This window comes from Shewanella sp. SACH, from assembly GCF_001887095.2.
GTDB lineage: Bacteria > Pseudomonadota > Gammaproteobacteria > Enterobacterales > Shewanellaceae > Shewanella > Shewanella baltica.
In genome coordinates this window covers 687,153-704,328 of sequence record NZ_MPDG02000002.1, presented here as the reverse complement: position 1 = coordinate 704,328, position 17,176 = coordinate 687,153, and the positions used below count along the sequence as shown (strand labels likewise).

The following is a 17,176-nucleotide window of genomic DNA, read 5'->3' as shown; positions in this document are numbered from 1 at the left end:
TTGAAGTGGCAGCAAGGCGGCAATTAACAACAGCCCATGAGCTTAAGTTTTCTAAGTGATTGGGTTACTTGAAAGCCGCCAACAAAGCTGCCGCTTCAAGCCAGCAGGTATACAACGAATAGGAAACCGCGAAATCTATGCTAATCAAACGCATATGCTTCGCAATCATGGCGCTAGTGATGATGACCAGCGCCGGTTGCGGTTTTAAGCTTCAACGCAGTTATCAGATCCCCGATGTTCTCAATCATTTGAGTTTGAGCAGCGCGGATGAATACAGCGAACTCACCCGTTTGGTGCGTGAACGCCTGCGCTTGAACAATATCCAAGTTGTCGACGCCGCCGATGACGTTCCAGTATTAAGGTTAATCACCGACTCCCTAGAACGCTCGACCTTATCTTTGTACCCCACAGGTAACGTCGCCGAGTATGAGCTGATTTATTTAGTCGAATTTGCTGTGGCACTGCCGGGCAAAGAAGCGCAGCCTTTCAAGGTTGAAATTCGCCGCGATTACTTAGACGATCCACGTACCGCATTGGCAAAGAGTCGTGAAATGGAATTGCTGACGAAAGAAATGCGTATCCAAGCTGCGGATCGTATTCTGCAAGCGATGGCCAGTACTGAGGTGAATTAATGCGGGTCATCAATTAAATGCGGATAATCTACTAAATGAGAGTCTATCCCGATCAACTCTCCCGCCACCTTAACCAGTTATTTCCTTGTTATCTGATTTTTGGGGATGATCCTTGGTTGATTGAAACCACCAAAGATCAGATCCGCCAATTCGCCAAGCGTCAGGGTTTCGATGAAAAAGTCCAACTCATTCAAGAGACGGGCTTTAATTGGAACGACTTGACTCAGGAATGGCAGGCCATGAGCCTGTTTTCCAGTAAGCGTCTAATTGAGTTAACCCTTCCACAATCTAAGCCCGGTGCCGAAGGCTCAAGCACACTGCAGGCCCTATTGCAGACGCCCAATCCCGATATGCTGTTGATTATCGAAGGGCCAAAGCTCGCCAACGAGCAAACCAACAGCAAATGGTTTAAGACCTTAGATGCCCATGGCATGTATCTGCCCTGCGCTACGCCAGAGGGCGATCAGTTTATGCGCTGGCTCGATGGCCGCATCAAGCACTTTAAGCTCAATCTGCAGCCGGATGCCCGCGCTATGTTGCATTCGCTTTATGAAGGCAATTTACTGGCTGCCGATCAAGCCATGCAGTTGCTGCAACTCCTGAGTCCAACAAATCCCGTCAGTGCCGATGAACTGAGCCACTATTTTGAGGATCAGTCGCGCTTCACCGTATTCCAACTCACGGATGCATTACTGAATAATAAACAGGATAGCGCGCAGCACATGCTGGCCCAGCTCAATGGCGAAGGCACAGCCTTACCTATCCTGCTGTGGGCCTTGTTTAAAGAGCTCGGCTTATTATTCAATTTGAAATGCGAGCAAGCCCAAGGCGTCGCGCTGAGTGCGCTCTGGAGTAAACATAGAATTTGGGATAAACGTAAGCCTCTGTATCAAGCGGCGCTGCAACGGCTCAGCCTCGAACAGCTCGAACACATGCTCGCCCTTGCCTCGAAACTTGAGCTCAACTTAAAGCAGCAGGGTAAAGAGGATTGGACTGGGCTGAGCCACCTGTGTCTGTTATTTGATCCTCGAGCCCATCGGCATCTGGCACATATAGCCATAGACTAATCATAGGTTAACCAAAGAGTTGATATGCGCATTGGTATTTTAGGCGGCACCTTCGACCCGATACACTATGGTCATATCCGTCCGGCGATTGAAGTGAAACACGCATTAGCCTTGGATAAAATCCTGCTGATGCCGAACCATATTCCGCCCCATAAACATCAGCCTAACTTAACCACAGCGCAGCGGCTTAATATGGTTGCCGATGTCTGCTCGCAGCTTGATGGCTTTGAGCTGTGCGATATCGAAGCTAAACGCGACACGCCTTCCTACACAGTGGTCACCCTTGAGCAACTGAAAAGCTTACATCCTGAACATGAGCTGTTTTTTATCATGGGGATGGACTCTTTCCTCCAATTAAAAAGCTGGTATGAGTGGCAACGCCTATTCGACTTTGCCCACCTCGTTGTCTGCCAGCGCCCCGGTTGGCAGCTCGATGCTGCGCATCCTATGCAGCAGATATTGACGGCCCGCAGTCAAGCGCCCCAAGAAACACACGAAGAGCATGCTAAAAGTACCCATAAAAACAGTGGGCAGATTTTCCCTGTGACAATTACGCCACAGGATATTTCCTCGACTCAAATCCGCGAACAACTGGCAAAAGGCGAAATTCCCGTCGATTTACTCATGCCCGTCACGCTAGATTACATCCAAAATCAACAACTTTACTTACCTTAGCTCGAACCGTAAGCAGATATCGCCAACTCAACTGCCAATGGCAATGTATTCCCAGCTGCAACACTGGTATACTACCGCGCTATTTAAAATTAATGAGGTACGCCAGCGTGCAGAGCGCGGAATTAAAACAGTTTGTTGTCGACAAGATCGACGACTTGAAAGCCAGAGACGTTGTTGTTCTGGATGTCAGCAAGCAATCTAACATCACTGACTACATGGTCATATGTTCAGGTACATCAAAGACTCACGTTAAAGCTATCGCTGAAAACCTTGTGGTTGAAGCGAAAAAAGCCGGTATTCCACCTTTAGGTGTTGAAGGCCGCGAAAGCAGCGAATGGGTTCTTGTGGACATGGGCGATGTGATCCTGCACGTTATGCAAGATCAAACCCGTGATTTCTACCAGCTTGAAAAGCTCTGGTCAGAAAAGCAAGACTGATGAAGTTACAGCTCATCGCAGTAGGAACACGGATGCCCGATTGGGTTACCCGTGGTTTCGAAGAATACCAGCGCCGTTTTCCCCGTGATATGGCGCTGGAGCTCATCGAAATACCCGCTGGAAAGCGGGGGAAAAATGCCGACATTGTCCGGATCCTTCAAAAGGAAGGCGAACAAATGTTGGCGGCTATTCCCAAAGGCAATCATATTGTTAGCTTAGATCTCCCCGGCAAAAACTGGACGACCCCCGAGCTAGCAACCGCGTTGACTAAATGGCAACTGGATGGTCGCGATGTCAGTTTACTGATTGGTGGACCGGAAGGATTAGCGCCAGCTTGCAAAGAAGCGGCAAACCAAAGTTGGTGCCTGTCGGCATTAACCTTACCTCATCCCCTAGTACGGGTTGTGGTCGCCGAAAGTTTGTACCGCGCGTGGAGCGTGAACACGAATCACCCCTACCATAGAGAATAGCGGGATCTTGATGTTAACGAGTGTCAACCACCCGTCATGGGATCAGCCGGAGATAGCATAAGTGTCGCCAAAAAAGCGGATAACAATGCATGATCACGCCGCCGAGGCGTCTCTTTTTAAGCGCCGAGCGCTATTCACCTTTTTTTGCGTTTTCGCCCTATTAAGTGTGTTAGTTACCAACCTTTATCATTTACAGGTTGAATCCTATAAGGATTATGAAACTCGCTCGAATGATAACCGTATCCGCGTTGTCCCAATAGCTCCTAGCCGTGGTCTCATTTACGATCGTAACGGCGTACTATTAGCTGAAAACTTACCCTTCTATTCACTCGATCTAGTTCCCGAAAAAATCAGCAACATGTCAGAGACCCTAGATGAGCTCGGCAAGTTAATTGAGATCAGTGAGGATGAGCGCGAAACCTTTACCGAAGCGCTGAAATTTCATCGCCGCTTCAAGCCACTGACGCTGAAAAACCAGCTCACCGAAGAGCAAGTGGCGATTTTCAGTGTTAACCAACATAAATTTCCAGGCATTTCAGTCGAAGCGGGTCTGAAGCGTAACTACCCCTACGGCGCGCAAATCACCCATGTACTGGGTTATGTCGGCAAGATTAACACCCGAGATCGCGCCCAGTTAGAGCGCAGCGATCTGTGGAAAAACTATGCTGCTACCAAGGACATTGGTAAGCAAGGCATTGAAAAATTTTATGAATCCCTACTGCATGGCAAACCGGGTCACTTAGAAGAAGAAGTGAACAACCGCGGCCGCGCGATTCGCACCTTAAAAATTGTGCCGCCAGAGCCGGGGCAAGATATTTACCTGACATTAGATCTCAAACTGCAGCAAAAAGCAGTTGAGCTACTCACAGGTCTGCGCGGTTCTATTGTTGCAATCGATCCCCGTGACGGTGGCGTTTTAGCTATGGTGTCGAGCCCAAGCTATGATCCAAACCAATTTGTACAAGGGATTAATAACAAAGATTACAGCGCCTTACTCAACGATAAATCACGCCCCTTGATCAACCGCGCAACCCAAGGTCAATATGCGCCCGCATCAACCATCAAGCCCCATCTCGCACTCTTAGGTTTAGATGAAAAAGTCATTACCGAGAGCACCCGTGTGTGGGACCCAGGTTTTTGGCAAATTCCCGGTGTCGAACGTAAGTACCGTGACTGGAGACGCTGGGGACACGGCTGGGTTAACGTTTACAGTGCCATTACTGAATCCTGCGATACCTTCTTCTACGAACTCGCCTACAAAGTTGGGGTAGACCATATTGCCCGCTTTATGGAGCAATTTGGCTTTGGTCAAAATACCGGAATCGATATCTTTGAAGAATCCTCCGGCAACATGCCATCCAAAGAATGGAAACGCTTAAAGTACAATCAAGCTTGGTACATAGGCGATACCATTTCCGTCGGTATTGGCCAAGGTTATTGGACTGCAACCCCATTACAACTGGCGAATGCCGTTGGGATCATGGCTAACAAAGGCCGTCGTTTTCCACCGCATCTGCTGAAGTCCATTAAAGACAATACGGCCAAGATTGACTCACCGATTAATGAGTTACCGCCGATTGAGCTTAATAGTCCCCGTAACTGGAATATCATCAACGAAGCGATGCGCCAGACGGCGAATAAATCACGCTTCACCGATGCCACTTACACCGCCGCGATGAAAACCGGTACGGCGCAGGTTATTGGCGTAGCAGAAAATACCAAATACGATGCGAGTAAAATTGCCGAACATTTCCGCGATAATGCCTTAGTTGTGGCCTATGCGCCCTTCGAAGATCCTAAAATCGTCCTCGCAGTCGTGATGGAAAACGCAGGTTGGGGCGGCGCAAATGCTGGCCCCGTCGCTCGCGCCATGCTCGATGAATATATGCTTAGAGATACTTGGAAACCGCAACCATGAGTACCCATAGCCAATATCAAAACATCTGGCAACGCTTGCACATAGACTTGCCATTATTGCTCGGCCTATTGGCTGTGATGGGCTTTGGCCTGTTCGTCATCTATTCTGCCAGCGGCGAAGATTTAGAGATGATGGAGCGGCAGCTGTTCCGTATGGTGTTGTCGCTCGGCATCATGTTCACTATGGCGCAAATCAATCCTGAAGCGCTTAAGCGTTGGGCCTTACCCATTTATCTGGCGGGGATTGTCTTGCTGCTTGGGGTGCACTTTTTCGGTGAAATCAACAAAGGCGCGCAGCGCTGGTTGAACTTAGGCTTTATGGAGTTTCAACCCTCAGAGCTGATTAAACTCGCCTTCCCCATCACTATGGCTTGGTATATCAGTAAGTTCCCTCTGCCGCCGAAGAAACGCTATCTTGCGGGTGCGGCGGTGATCTTGCTGGTGCCGACTCTACTTATCGCTAAACAACCCGACCTCGGCACATCGATTTTAGTGGCCGCATCGGGCATTTTCGTGTTGTTTTTATCCGGCATGAGCTGGCTCATTGTTGGTGGCTTTATCGCCGCAGTGCTCGCCTTCCTGCCTATCCTTTGGTATTTCTTGATGCACGATTACCAAAGAACACGGGTATTGACCCTGCTCGATCCTGAGCAAGATCCCCTCGGCGCGGGTTACCACATTATTCAGTCGAAAATCGCTATCGGCTCCGGCGGACTCTGGGGCAAAGGTTGGCTCGACGGCACTCAGTCACAGCTTGAATTTATCCCTGAACGTCATACCGATTTTATCTTTGCGGTGATCGGTGAAGAATTTGGCTTAATTGGCAGTATCTTACTGTTAATTATGTACCTCTATATTATTGGCCGCGGCTTAGTCATTGCTTCGCGCGCCCAAACCAGCTTCGCTCGACTACTGGCCGGTAGTATCACGCTAACTTTTTTCGTTTATGTTTTTGTGAATATTGGCATGGTTTCAGGTATCCTGCCCGTGGTAGGTGTACCACTGCCCCTTGTCAGTTATGGTGGAACCTCCATGCTGACATTGATGACAGGGTTTGGCATTCTTATGAGCATTCATACCCATAGACGTTTCGTAGATAGATAATTTTTAGGGACTTTTCATGCCTACTCTCCGAGCTTTTTTAGCTCCACTCGGTTTACTGTGTTTTAGTTCATTGTTAGTCGCCTGTACCACGGCGAACGAACCGACACCCGCGCAGGCACCCGTTCCAAGCACGCCAGTGGCTCCGGCCGCTGAAGTCGCGCCCACAATTCCCGCTGAACTCAAAGAAGAGTTTATCCAAGCTCAAGTAAAACAAGGTTTTACTCGTACAGAAGTGCTCGCTTTTCTCGACAAGGCAAAATACAACCAAGGGGTTATCGATGCGATGACCCGTCCATGGGAAGCAAAACCTTGGCATGTGTATTATCCCATCTTCTTAACCGAGAAACGCCTCGACGCTGGTCTCGCCTTTTGGAAAAAACACGAGAAAACCATCGCAAAAGCCGCGGCTAAGTACAAAGTTGACCCACAGATTATTGTCGCCATTATCGGCATTGAAACCTTCTACGGCCAATACACGGGCAATTATCCTGTGATTGATGCCCTCTATACCCTAGGTTTTCACTATCCGCCGCGCGCCACCTTTTTCCGTAAGGAATTTGGCGAGTTAATGAAGTTAGTAAAAGAAGAACATTTAGATATCGATACCCTCAAGGGCTCCTACGCGGGTGCTATGGGTTATGGCCAGTTTATCCCATCAAGTTACCGCCATTACGCGGTTGATTTCGATGGCAGCGGCAACCGCGATTTATTACAAAGTCCTGAGGATGCCATCGGCAGTGTGGCCAATTATTTCCACGAACACGGTTGGCAAGCCAATGCGCCGGTCGCTTTACCGTTAGTGAACAACAGCAAAACTGCACCTAAAGCGAAAGTGTGGGCAGGTGAAAAGCTGAACTATAAAGTTGCAGATATTTTAACGCCGACCTTAGCCTTAGCCGATGCGCGGGACTTAGATGTTTCGCAAAAAGCCTTACTGATTGAGCTTGAACAAGCGGATCACAGTGACTACTGGCTTGGCTTAAATAACTTTTATGTGATCACTCGCTATAATCGTAGCCCTTTGTATTCAATGGCCGTTTATCAATTTAGCCAACAATTAAAAGAACAGCATGCCTCTAAAAAATAATCTTTTACAGCTTGCCGCCTTGGTTATGTGCTTCGCCCTTGCGGCGTGTTCTTCAAGCCCAAACAACGCCAGCAAGAAAAACATGGACCCGAACAAGGGCCGTTATTCGCTGAAGAATGACAAGCTGCCGCTGAATCCACCGAATGTGGATAATGTGCCGAACGCGACGCCTAAGTACGAACCCTATAGCCGCCGTGGTAACAAACCCTATACGGTTTACGGTGAGTCTTATACTGTGATGAACACGGGCCAAGGCTTTAGTGAAACTGGCCGCGCCTCTTGGTATGGAGAGAAATTCCATGGCTACGAGACTTCTAATGGCGAGCCCTATGACATGTATTCCATGTCGGGTGCCCATAAGACACTGCCACTGCCAAGTTACGCTCGGATCACTAACTTAGATAACAATAAGCAAGTGATCATTCGCATCAACGACCGTGGACCATTCCACTCAGATCGTATTCTCGATGTCTCCTATGCCGCCGCCTATAAACTCGGTATGCTCGGCAAAGGCACAGCGCGGATCAAACTGGATGTGGTTTATGTTGGCAGTGTTGCAGCCACTAATTCTGGCGTAGTCAGCGCGCAAGATACGGGCAACCATTACATTCAGTTAGTGGCCTCCAAAGATAGGGCCAAACTCAATGCCATGGCGAAAGAGCTTGAACAGAAATATCAGGTCAAGACCCGTGTACAAGCGGCAAACAATATGTTTAGACTACAGCTCGGCCCCATAGGTCAGCCAGAGTTAGCCGACAAGCTACTCAATAACGTCAAGCAAAATGGTTTTCCTGAGGGCTATATCGTCCATGAATAATGACCGTTTGCTCTGATCAGAATTGATTTAAAAATAGAGATGAAGGAACCTTCACTAAAACCCACTGTCGGAAAGTGGTACACTGTTGAAGATCTTCTCGAATCCTTTCCATTTCATACAACTAAAAGACGTGCCAAGTTAATGATGAATTTTGTAAAAAGTCCCATTAAAACATTGCTGCTAATTTCCAGTGCCTCTCTCCCCGTTTATGCTGCGCAGCCTATTATTACACCTGATGCACCTTCAGTAGCCGCCAAGGCGTTCGTATTGATGGATTATAATTCGGGTCAGATTATCGCTGAAAGTAACGCTTACGAAAGCCTTAACCCAGCCAGTTTGACTAAGATGATGACCAGTTACGTGATCGGTCAAGAAATCAAAGCGGGCAATGTCTCCGTTGATGATGATGTGACTATCAGTAAAAATGCTTGGTCTAAAAACTTCTCAGACTCTTCTAAGATGTTCATTGAAGTGGGCACCACGGTTAAAGTGGGCGATCTAAACCGCGGTATCATCATTCAATCGGGTAACGATGCGTGTGTGGCGATGGCTGAGCACATTGCCGGTACTGAAGGCGCCTTCGTTGACATGATGAACTCATGGGCGAAGCAACTGGGGATGCGTGATAGCTACTTCGAAAACGCCCACGGTTTAGATGCAGAAAACCACAAATCAACCGCCTATGATATGGCATTACTGGGCGCAGCGTTAATCCGCGACGTGCCAGATGAATACCACATCTATAGCGAAAAATTCTATACATTCAATGGTATCAAACAATACAACCGTAATGGTTTATTGTGGGATAACAGCATGAACGTGGACGGTATCAAAACCGGTCACACCTCAGGTGCGGGCTACAACTTAGTGGCATCGGCAACCAAAGACGGCATGCGTTTAATTTCAGTGGTGATGGGCACTCAAAGTGAATCTGCCCGTAAAGCTGAAAGTAAGAAATTACTGACCTATGGCTTCCGTTTCTTCGAAACCGTAACACCATACAAGGCGGGCGATAGCTTTATCACTCAGCAAATTTGGTACGGCGACAAGAGCACGGTTGATTTAGGCGTGGCAACTGACACACCTATCACCATCAGCCGTGGCCGTGGTAAAGACTTGAAAGCTAACTTCGAGCTGACTAAGCCATTAGATGCACCGTTGAAGAAAGGTGAGACTGTTGGCCGTCTATTCTTCCAACTTGATGGTAAAGACATCGCCCAGTTCCCACTGGTGACGTTGCAAGAAGTCAACGAAGGCAGCTGGTTTAGTAAATTAGTAGATTACTTTAAACAGATGTTTTCTGGATGGTTTAGCTAAGCTAAGTCACATAAATAAAGCCACCTTCGGGTGGCTTTATTTTTTTGGGGAGTGCATCGCCCTTGAATCGGGTATAATCGTCACCATATATATCCCAATATAGCCGCTAAGAGTACTGAGTATGTTAGACACTAAATTTGATGAACTGATGGATTTCCCCTGCGCATTTCCTTTTAAGGTCGTCGGTGAAGCCCATGAAACGTTAACTGACAAAGTTGTGGCTGTGGTACAGAAACATGCACCAGGTGATTACTCTCCGTCGACCAAAACGTCGAGCAAAGGCAGCTATCACTCCATCACGATTCGCGTAACAGTCACCAGCAAAGATCATATCGAGATTTTGTACACTGAACTTGCCGCCATTGAAGGTGTACGCCGCGTACTATAAATATTCCTCAAGGCCATGAAATGTGATCTGTCTTACATTTATGGCCAATAAGCGTATAATAGCCCACTCATTTCTAAGGGGAGAGGTTGCCCTTGCAAGACACGACTTTGCACATTCGACATCTTGGAAAACAAGATTACGAATCAGTGTGGCATGCGATGCAGCATTACACTGATACGCGCGACAGCGAAAGCCATGATGAACTGTGGATTGTCGAGCATCCGCCCGTGTTTACCCAAGGCCAAGCCGGCAAAAGCGAGCATATTTTAAATGCTGGCGATATTCCGGTTATCCAAGTGGACCGTGGCGGTCAAGTCACTTACCACGGCCCAGGCCAACTAGTGGTATATCCTCTTCTCGATATAAAACGTAGTAAAGTCGGCGTACGTCAACTCGTCACCCATATAGAGCAAAGCATTGTCGATATGCTCGCCAAGTACGACATTAACGCTTATGCCAAGGCCGATGCGCCGGGCGTATATGTGGATGAACGCAAAATCGCCTCCCTAGGATTACGCATTCGTAAAGGCTGTTCATTCCATGGATTAGCCCTTAATGTCGACATGGATCTGGCGCCATTTCGCCGCATCAACCCTTGTGGTTATGCCGGTCTTGAAATGGTGCAATGCAAAGCGCTTGGCGGACCACAAACCGTGATTGAAGCGGGCGAGCAACTCACCATTACTTTTAGCCAATTACTGGGCTATCAACACCTAGTTCATCATCAAGGATTAGCAGCGTCATGAATAGGCCTGAACGTTTACAACCCGGAGTAAAATTAAGAGATGCCGATAAAGTGTCTCGTATTCCGGTCAAAATCGTCCCCTCAGAGCGCGACACTATGTTGCGTAAACCCGATTGGTTACGGGTTAAACTGCCGGCATCGAATCAACGCATTTTAGAGATCAAGCAAGCGCTGCGTAAAAATGGCCTGCACTCGGTCTGTGAAGAGGCATCTTGCCCTAACCTCGCAGAATGCTTTAACCACGGCACTGCTACCTTTATGATTTTGGGTGCGATTTGTACCCGTCGTTGCCCATTCTGCGACGTAGCCCATGGTCGTCCGCTTAAGCCTGACGTAGAAGAGCCGGTTAAATTGGCGCAAACAATCCGCGATATGAAGCTGAAATACGTGGTCATTACCTCGGTAGATCGTGACGATTTACGTGATGGTGGCGCCCAGCATTTTGCCGATTGTATCCGCGAAATTCGTAAACTGAATCCAGATATCAAGATCGAAACCTTAGTGCCTGATTTCCGTGGTCGTATCGATGCTGCCTTAGATATTTTGTCAACTGAGCCGCCTGATGTGTTCAACCACAACTTAGAAACGGCGCCAATGCATTATCGTAAAGCGCGCCCAGGTGCGAATTACCAATGGTCGCTCGATCTGCTCAAACGCTTTAAAGAGCGTCATCCAAATGTGCCAACTAAGTCAGGCCTGATGATGGGACTGGGTGAGACCAACGAAGAAATCGCTCAAGTATTACGTGACTTGCGCGCCCACAACGTTGAAATGCTGACCTTAGGCCAATACCTACAGCCGTCTAAGTTCCACTTGCCGGTTGAACGTTATGTGCCACCAGCAGAGTTTGACGAGCTTAAAGCCTTAGCCGATGAGCTAGGTTTTACCCATGCAGCCTGTGGCCCATTAGTGCGCTCAAGCTACCATGCAGACTTGCAGGCCCAAGGTAAAGAAGTAAAATAACCTTCTTACTTAGATGCGGATAACCTTGATGCAAACTTCAGGTGATGCTGAGTTTAAGTGAGATAGAGTTAGGGTTATCCAAATAAAAAAACAGCGCTTAAGCGCTGTTTTTTTATGGCAGTGTTTTGTGATGCGACTTATCACAATCGTTCGCGTTGCTATCGTTTTACGACATGAATGCTAATGCTCAGCTTATTCTTGGGTTATCGCTAAATCCATCAAGATAGCGTCTTCTTTACCGCCTGCTATTGGGTAGTAACCTTTGCGGCGTCCTGATTCAATAAAGCCGGCCTTTTGATATAAAGCGCGAGCGGCAAGATTGGATTCTCGCACTTCTAGCATAAGCACCACGGCGGCTGATGCCTTGGCCGAAGCCACCACAGCATTCAGTAATAACTTGCCGTAGCCTTTACCCTGCTGGCTTGGTAATAGGCAAATATCCAATAAAGTCACTTCATCGACAATTTGCTGCACTATTGCAAAGCCTAAAAGTCCATCGACAGAATCCGGATCTGAAGCCGCGTTAGTATTAGCATCTGATCCTGCACTCAGCTTTAAACCTAAAACACGGTACAAACGCCCGAAACAATCGGCAAGGTTCCCCTCACTCATGGGGTGGCTATGGGCCATAGATTCAAGCTGCGCCATTTGCGGAACATAGGTTGGTGTCAGCGCGACCAGTTCCACAGGCAAACCTAAGGTGAGTTGTGTGGCAAGCAGCGCTGCGAATGGGCTATCGACTGAAGGGGTGTTCAAAGCATGTATTCCAAAATATTCGTTATTAAACTGTTCAGTGTTCGGGAGACTTATTTAAGACTGACTTCAATATGCTTTATAAGGTATGAGCTATGACTTAACCACAGCTTGGCCGCTAACTTGCTCGCGCCATTGGTAAATCTGCTGCCAGAGCGCGCTTTTCGCCTGCCAACCTACTAATAAATCGGCTAAGGGTTCAGACACTAACCATGCGGTGCGTGGCCTCACTTTATGGCGGCGCAAATCCCAGACAATCTGTTTACCCGTATGGGGCTCACAATCAAAATCACATTCTTCGCGTTTGACGTCGATAAGCTTTAGCACAGCGTCGATAAGCGGTTCAGCCTCGGGTAACTCACCGTTTTCATCCCAAATCACTAAATAAGGTTTCACCTTAGTGTCGCGCACTCGCCAAGTTGTCACATTCATGGCGGTTAAATAGGCTGATTTATGCATTAGGGTCAGTTTTATTCAATTCAAGTATCGACTCACAATATGCCGCTAGGATAGCAGTTCTGCCTAGGCATTGTTACTGCCACGCGGCTAATGGAGCTGATATCAAGCCGATTAATGACAGCACCATTACGGCGTTTAATGCAGGAAAGTTCAATCGAATTTATAGATGTATAAAATCTAATTTACTCATTTTACATTTAATATCAGAAGATTAGACTGAACACACTCAGTAAGGCAATAGTAGGAGAACGCCATGATAAACATAGGTATCAATCAAGCCAACAGAGAAGAAATCGCCGCTGGCCTCAACCAACTCTTGGCCGACAGCTACAGCCTGTATCTTAAAACCCACAGCTTTCACTGGAATGTTACCGGCCCCATGTTCACTAGCCTGCATTTGCTATTTGAACAGCAGTATACCGAGCTTGCCCTTGCGGTTGACCTTATCGCTGAACGAGTACGTGCATTAGGCGCCAGAGCGCTAGGGTCCTATTCGGCCTATGCCGCGCTGACCGAGATTAAAGAAGATCAGGGCGTCACCAAAGCCGAAACCATGATCCGCGAACTGTTAAACGATCAAGAGTTAGTGATCCGTAACGCCAGAGCCCTATATCCACTGGTGAATCAAGCCAATGACGAAGCGACTGCGGATCTGCTTACCCAACGTATCCAGCTGCATGAAAAAAATGCCTGGATGCTACGCAGCTTATTAACGGAATAATTCGCTAGCCGTATTATTTCGCTAACCAAAACAAAAAAGTCGCCAAGCGGTTACGCTTGGCGACTTTTCCTTTAAAGCGATATCACTCAAGTTTAGAAGTGCTTAGGCTTAGAGATACTTAATCCAAGCCTGAGTGCTGTGTTTTTTATACTCGCTAAATCGCTTAACGGGATAATACAGCGCGATAGCTAACACGCCCGCGATGAACCAAATCCATCCCATACTATTCACCCCAAAGTACTCACCGTGGTTAGCGCCAAAAATGAATTTCGCTAAGCTATAAAGCATTAATAACACGTACAAATGTAGGATATAGAAGAACATAGGGACTGAGCCAAACACAGATAACCCATGGCCGACTCGCGCTAATCTCCCCTCTACTTTCCCACTTGATGCAAAATACCGCTCAAAGGCCACTAAGCAAAAGAACATGCCGCCTAAGGTCACCAGTAAAAAGCTTAATGATGGTGGATATTTAGTTAAATTAAATACCGACATCAAGGTTTCACCCAAATGCCCCCCCGCCTGCCAAGGCAAGGTTTCGCCATAGATGTTAAACCCGCGTAGCAATGCAAAAAATACCCAACAGCTTATCCCTAATCTCAGCAGTGTTTGCTGGCGCTGCGAGGCTTCAAGTGAGTTAGCATTCGGTTTCTGACTGAAAATAGGCCCAGCGACATACCCCAGTAAAATCACGCCCATCCAAGGCAGCGCGGGATAACTCACTTTGATCTTTAATGCACCTTCGCTAATCAGATATCCACGGTCGTGCAATATGGTCCACAAACCGTAAGCCCATTCACTCGGCTGAAAATGAATTGGCGTCAACAGATTATGACCAAAGACAATCGCTAACCCTAAAACAGCCATCCAAGGTCTAGGCAGATTTATCAGTGCCGCCAGCGTTAACATGCTCAGGCCGATCACCCAAATGACCTGCAACCAAAGCGTGTGGTAGTTGCCCATCCAAGAGATGTTGATCACTAAGATTTCGAGCGCGATTAAAAATAAGCCACGTTTAATCAAAAACGCCCGCGCTGAACGCGGCTGTCCATGACTGCGATTAGCATAAAGCCATGCAGAAACCCCTGTTAAAAACACAAACACTGGCGCACAAAAATGCGCGGCAAAGCGGCTTAGAAACAGTCCCCAAGAGGTCGAACTCAAATCCATAGGATCGCTCACCTGCATATGCAGGAAAAACCTTTCCCGCACATGGTCGAGCAGCATGATAAGCATCACCAGGCCGCGCATCATATCGATACTATTGATACGGCTACGGCCAATAGAACGACTCAGTTCTTGCTCGGCAAAACCTGACGGTAATTCAGGACTTGTGTTTATATTCGAGCAGATATTAGAACTGATATTAGAACTGCTAATGTTAGAACTCATAGCTGACACTCACTTTAATGCTACGTGGCTCACCGGGTACCGCCCAAAGTGCCGAATAACTGCTGGCGATATAGTGCTCATCCAATAAGTTGTCCAGATTGACGCCAAGGATAAAGTTGTCGCTCAAGTGCGTATTCATAAACACTCCAAGCAACTGATACGACGGTAATTGGAAACTCGGATCGGCAGAATCACCCAGACGAGAATCCACATATCGCCAACTCATGCCTAAATGTCCATCGATAGAAAATGCATTCAAATCCCGCTTCAGCATCACACTTGCGGTATGTTTTGGCACATTCACCAGAGGACTTCCCGCAGGAATAAGCACGCCCCAGTCGGGATTCAAGCTGTCGTTGGCAGTGCGGGTATTCAAATAGGCGTAGGATAATTTTGCCTGCAAATCCTCCGTCAGCTCGGCAACTAAATCGAGTTCAACACCACTGCTTTTTGCTTTACCTAAAGTGGCAGAAAATCCGACATTGACTGGATCTGAGGTCAAAATATTGCTCTTTTGTGCATCAAACACCGCCAAGCTGCCACTGACTGCTATGCCATTCTCAGCTAAGCCATTAAACCAATTACCATTAAACTTCATCCCTAGCTCAACTGACTTGCTCTCTTCGGCTTCGAAGGGCTGACCTGCAAAGTCGGTTCCAGAAAGCGGTAAAAAGCCTTCAGAATAAGAACTATAGAAACTTAAGGCATCGGACCATAAATACACCAGACCGACTTTAGGGCTAACCCTACTATCGGTTTGCTCTGATAGGGTATTTTTCGCGACTTCACTGATGTCTTGCTGATAGCTATCGAACCTTAACCCAAGGTGCAACTTCCACTTTTCAGTAAGATCCATTTGATCTTGCAGGTATGTGCCCCACGCCTTTTGGGTTTCGTTATTCTCATACAACAAACTCACCTCTGGCTGAGGTCCGCCATATTGCGGCTCATAAATATCAATGGCATATTCGCCCTTTTGGCCGCGATAGCGATACAATCCCGTCTTTAAACTGTAGTGATAGGCATCGGCGCCGAGCAGCAAATTGTGGCGAATAAAACCCGTATCCACATGGCCACTTAACTCTAGACGCAGTGAATTATCCTCGGAGGCATAATCTCGGTATCTGTGCTGTCGGGTAAGCGTGCGACCATCATCAAATAGCGATTGTCGACCCTTTGCCAACTCGGCATCGGACGAATAGCCCTTCAAGCTAGAATCGCGATAGTTATAGCCCGCGGTGAGTGACCAATCATCATTTAATTCATAGTCATAGGTCAGCTGGTGCCCAGTGGCATTGACCACAGTTGCGCCATCATTAGGCTCACCTAAATAACGTGAGCGTGGCACTGTATTGATATCATTGTTGAGCACAATAATGCCGCGATCGAATAACTGTTCTTGCTTGAGGTATTCCATTTCATAAAGTAACGAGGCTTTATCAGAAATCTGCCAACGCACAGACGGCGTGACGATTTTTTTATCGCTGAACACATAATCGCGAAAACTATCGTGTTCCTGCCACGCTCCGTTAATCCGAAATGCCAAGTTATCGGTTAAGCCGGAAGTCACATCCCCCTCTAATCGATATTGATCGAAACTTCCTGCCGATGCTTTTAAATAACCGCTGGTTTGATACTGAGGTTTCTTAGTCACAATATTGACTGTACCGCCGGGCTCTGAGCGACCATAAAGCGCCGAACCTGGGCCTTTTAAGATCTCCACGTAGGCCACATTCGATAAATCTCGATGACCACTAAAACCTCGACCACCATTAAAGCCATTGATTAAATAGCCCGATGGCATGTTTTCATTACCCGGAAAGCCGCGCAGAGAAAAGCTATCCCATAAACCGCCGCCATTGTTTTGCCGCGCCACACTGGCGGAATAATCCAGCACATCTTGAAACCGCGTTAGCCCCGCATCTTTGATCAATTGCTCATCTAACACACTGATCGCTTGAGGAAGTTCAGTTGCAGACACATTGCCACGGTAAGCTTGACGATAGTGGATACTTAAACGCTCAATGTCAGTCTCTAAAATAGCATTACCAGATTGAGCATCCTCCGCAGCCAACAACATTGAAATAGGATTGAGTACAAACAAGGCGCCCAGCAACAGCGCAGCGCGCTTGGGAATATAAAAAGAGGTCATTTTCACTCCGAACATAAACAGCATCGGCGCCTTAGCTAAGCCAAGGCGCTCAAAGTTAATTAAGATAAACTGAATGA

Annotated in this window: 18 protein-coding genes; 14 read left to right on the top strand and 4 right to left on the bottom strand. The window is 47.5% G+C overall.

Features of this window, described 5'->3' with window-relative positions; translation table 11 throughout:
* Window positions 1-137 precede the first annotated feature (137 nt).
* The 13 genes from lptE to lipA all read left to right on the top strand — a co-directional run bounded on the left by lptE (window position 138) and on the right by lipA (window position 11,619).
* Window positions 138-632 carry an LPS assembly lipoprotein LptE gene (gene lptE, locus BM607_RS10965; protein WP_006082748.1) on the top strand — a complete coding sequence of 165 codons (495 nt, stop codon included), beginning with the start codon at window positions 138-140 and terminating at the stop codon, window positions 630-632.
* Window positions 633-667: 35 nt separating this feature from the next.
* Window positions 668-1,699, top strand: a complete 1,032-nt coding sequence (gene holA / locus BM607_RS10960; RefSeq protein ID WP_012587018.1) for a DNA polymerase III subunit delta — start codon at window positions 668-670, stop codon at window positions 1,697-1,699.
* A 24-nt stretch (window positions 1,700-1,723) separates the two neighbouring features.
* The gene (gene nadD / locus BM607_RS10955) at window positions 1,724-2,374 is read left to right on the top strand and encodes a nicotinate-nucleotide adenylyltransferase (RefSeq protein WP_071938417.1); all 651 of its coding nucleotides are present in this window, start codon (window positions 1,724-1,726) and stop codon (window positions 2,372-2,374) included.
* Between the two features lie 107 nt (window positions 2,375-2,481).
* Window positions 2,482-2,811, top strand: coding sequence for a ribosome silencing factor (gene rsfS / locus BM607_RS10950; RefSeq protein ID WP_006082751.1), 330 nt, complete (start codon window positions 2,482-2,484; stop codon window positions 2,809-2,811).
* Window positions 2,811-3,281 carry a 23S rRNA (pseudouridine(1915)-N(3))-methyltransferase RlmH gene (rlmH, locus tag BM607_RS10945; protein WP_006082752.1) on the top strand — a complete coding sequence of 157 codons (471 nt, stop codon included), beginning with the start codon at window positions 2,811-2,813 and terminating at the stop codon, window positions 3,279-3,281. The genes rsfS and rlmH overlap by 1 nt, the downstream gene beginning before the upstream one ends.
* Before the next feature lie 61 nt (window positions 3,282-3,342).
* Window positions 3,343-5,199, top strand: a complete 1,857-nt coding sequence (gene mrdA / locus BM607_RS10940) for a penicillin-binding protein 2 (protein WP_006082753.1) — start codon at window positions 3,343-3,345, stop codon at window positions 5,197-5,199.
* A complete protein-coding gene (rodA, locus tag BM607_RS10935) occupies window positions 5,196-6,302 on the top strand; it encodes a rod shape-determining protein RodA (protein WP_006082754.1) in 1,107 nt (368 codons plus the stop codon). The genes mrdA and rodA overlap by 4 nt, the downstream gene beginning before the upstream one ends.
* A gap of 16 nt (window positions 6,303-6,318) precedes the next feature.
* Window positions 6,319-7,389, top strand: coding sequence for a lytic murein transglycosylase B (gene mltB / locus BM607_RS10930; RefSeq protein WP_071938418.1), 1,071 nt, complete (start codon window positions 6,319-6,321; stop codon window positions 7,387-7,389).
* On the top strand, window positions 7,373-8,206 hold the full coding sequence (locus tag BM607_RS10925) for a septal ring lytic transglycosylase RlpA family protein (protein ID WP_012089943.1): 834 nt from the start codon (window positions 7,373-7,375) through the stop codon (window positions 8,204-8,206). Before mltB ends, BM607_RS10925 begins: the two co-directional genes overlap by 17 nt.
* A gap of 141 nt (window positions 8,207-8,347) precedes the next feature.
* The gene (locus BM607_RS10920) at window positions 8,348-9,523 is read left to right on the top strand and encodes a serine hydrolase (RefSeq protein ID WP_012089944.1); all 1,176 of its coding nucleotides are present in this window, start codon (window positions 8,348-8,350) and stop codon (window positions 9,521-9,523) included.
* Between the two features lie 121 nt (window positions 9,524-9,644).
* Window positions 9,645-9,911 carry a DUF493 family protein YbeD gene (gene ybeD / locus BM607_RS10915; protein ID WP_006082758.1) on the top strand — a complete coding sequence of 89 codons (267 nt, stop codon included), beginning with the start codon at window positions 9,645-9,647 and terminating at the stop codon, window positions 9,909-9,911.
* Between the two features lie 92 nt (window positions 9,912-10,003).
* Window positions 10,004-10,657, top strand: a complete 654-nt coding sequence (lipB, locus tag BM607_RS10910; RefSeq protein WP_006082759.1) for a lipoyl(octanoyl) transferase LipB — start codon at window positions 10,004-10,006, stop codon at window positions 10,655-10,657.
* A complete protein-coding gene (gene lipA, locus BM607_RS10905) occupies window positions 10,654-11,619 on the top strand; it encodes a lipoyl synthase (protein WP_071938419.1) in 966 nt (321 codons plus the stop codon). The genes lipB and lipA overlap by 4 nt, the downstream gene beginning before the upstream one ends.
* Before the next feature lie 192 nt (window positions 11,620-11,811).
* On the opposite strand, the gene BM607_RS10900 is transcribed toward lipA, so the two are convergent.
* Window positions 11,812-12,375: a GNAT family N-acetyltransferase gene (locus BM607_RS10900; protein WP_071938420.1), complete on the bottom strand. Its 564-nt coding sequence runs from the start codon at window positions 12,373-12,375 to the stop codon at window positions 11,812-11,814.
* A gap of 90 nt (window positions 12,376-12,465) precedes the next feature.
* Complete coding sequence (locus BM607_RS10895; RefSeq protein WP_071938421.1) at window positions 12,466-12,831, bottom strand: hypothetical protein; 366 nt, start codon at window positions 12,829-12,831, stop codon at window positions 12,466-12,468.
* A gap of 253 nt (window positions 12,832-13,084) precedes the next feature.
* Here BM607_RS10895 and dpsA point away from each other — a divergent pair, with 253 nt between their 5' ends.
* A complete protein-coding gene (gene dpsA, locus BM607_RS10890) occupies window positions 13,085-13,552 on the top strand; it encodes a DNA starvation/stationary phase protection protein DpsA (protein ID WP_006086968.1) in 468 nt (155 codons plus the stop codon).
* A gap of 108 nt (window positions 13,553-13,660) precedes the next feature.
* On the opposite strand, the gene BM607_RS10885 is transcribed toward dpsA, so the two are convergent.
* Entirely contained in the window at window positions 13,661-14,947 is a 1,287-nt protein-coding gene (locus BM607_RS10885; protein ID WP_071938422.1) for a DUF1624 domain-containing protein, read from the bottom strand.
* Complete coding sequence (locus tag BM607_RS10880) at window positions 14,937-17,099, bottom strand: TonB-dependent siderophore receptor (protein ID WP_071938765.1); 2,163 nt, start codon at window positions 17,097-17,099, stop codon at window positions 14,937-14,939. Before BM607_RS10880 ends, BM607_RS10885 begins: the two co-directional genes overlap by 11 nt.
* Window positions 17,100-17,176 lie beyond the last annotated feature (77 nt).

What these genes read in the sequence shown, in the direction of transcription:
- lptE (WP_006082748.1), top strand. Translation starts at nt 138, where the DNA reads ATGCTAATCAAACGCATATGCTTCGCAATCATGGCGCTAGTGATGATG.
- holA (WP_012587018.1), top strand. Translation starts at nt 668, where the DNA reads ATGAGAGTCTATCCCGATCAACTCTCCCGCCACCTTAACCAGTTATTT.
- nadD (WP_071938417.1), top strand. Translation starts at nt 1,724, where the DNA reads ATGCGCATTGGTATTTTAGGCGGCACCTTCGACCCGATACACTATGGT.
- rlmH (WP_006082752.1), top strand. Translation starts at nt 2,811, where the DNA reads ATGAAGTTACAGCTCATCGCAGTAGGAACACGGATGCCCGATTGGGTT.
- rodA (WP_006082754.1), top strand. Translation starts at nt 5,196, where the DNA reads ATGAGTACCCATAGCCAATATCAAAACATCTGGCAACGCTTGCACATA.
- mltB (WP_071938418.1), top strand. Translation starts at nt 6,319, where the DNA reads ATGCCTACTCTCCGAGCTTTTTTAGCTCCACTCGGTTTACTGTGTTTT.
- BM607_RS10925 (WP_012089943.1), top strand. Translation starts at nt 7,373, where the DNA reads ATGCCTCTAAAAAATAATCTTTTACAGCTTGCCGCCTTGGTTATGTGC.
- BM607_RS10920 (WP_012089944.1), top strand. Translation starts at nt 8,348, where the DNA reads ATGATGAATTTTGTAAAAAGTCCCATTAAAACATTGCTGCTAATTTCC.
- ybeD (WP_006082758.1), top strand. Translation starts at nt 9,645, where the DNA reads ATGTTAGACACTAAATTTGATGAACTGATGGATTTCCCCTGCGCATTT.
- lipA (WP_071938419.1), top strand. Translation starts at nt 10,654, where the DNA reads ATGAATAGGCCTGAACGTTTACAACCCGGAGTAAAATTAAGAGATGCC.
- BM607_RS10895 (WP_071938421.1), bottom strand. Translation starts at nt 12,831, where the DNA reads ATGCATAAATCAGCCTATTTAACCGCCATGAATGTGACAACTTGGCGA.
- dpsA (WP_006086968.1), top strand. Translation starts at nt 13,085, where the DNA reads ATGATAAACATAGGTATCAATCAAGCCAACAGAGAAGAAATCGCCGCT.
- BM607_RS10885 (WP_071938422.1), bottom strand. Translation starts at nt 14,947, where the DNA reads ATGAGTTCTAACATTAGCAGTTCTAATATCAGTTCTAATATCTGCTCG.
- BM607_RS10880 (WP_071938765.1), bottom strand. Translation starts at nt 17,099, where the DNA reads ATGACCTCTTTTTATATTCCCAAGCGCGCTGCGCTGTTGCTGGGCGCC.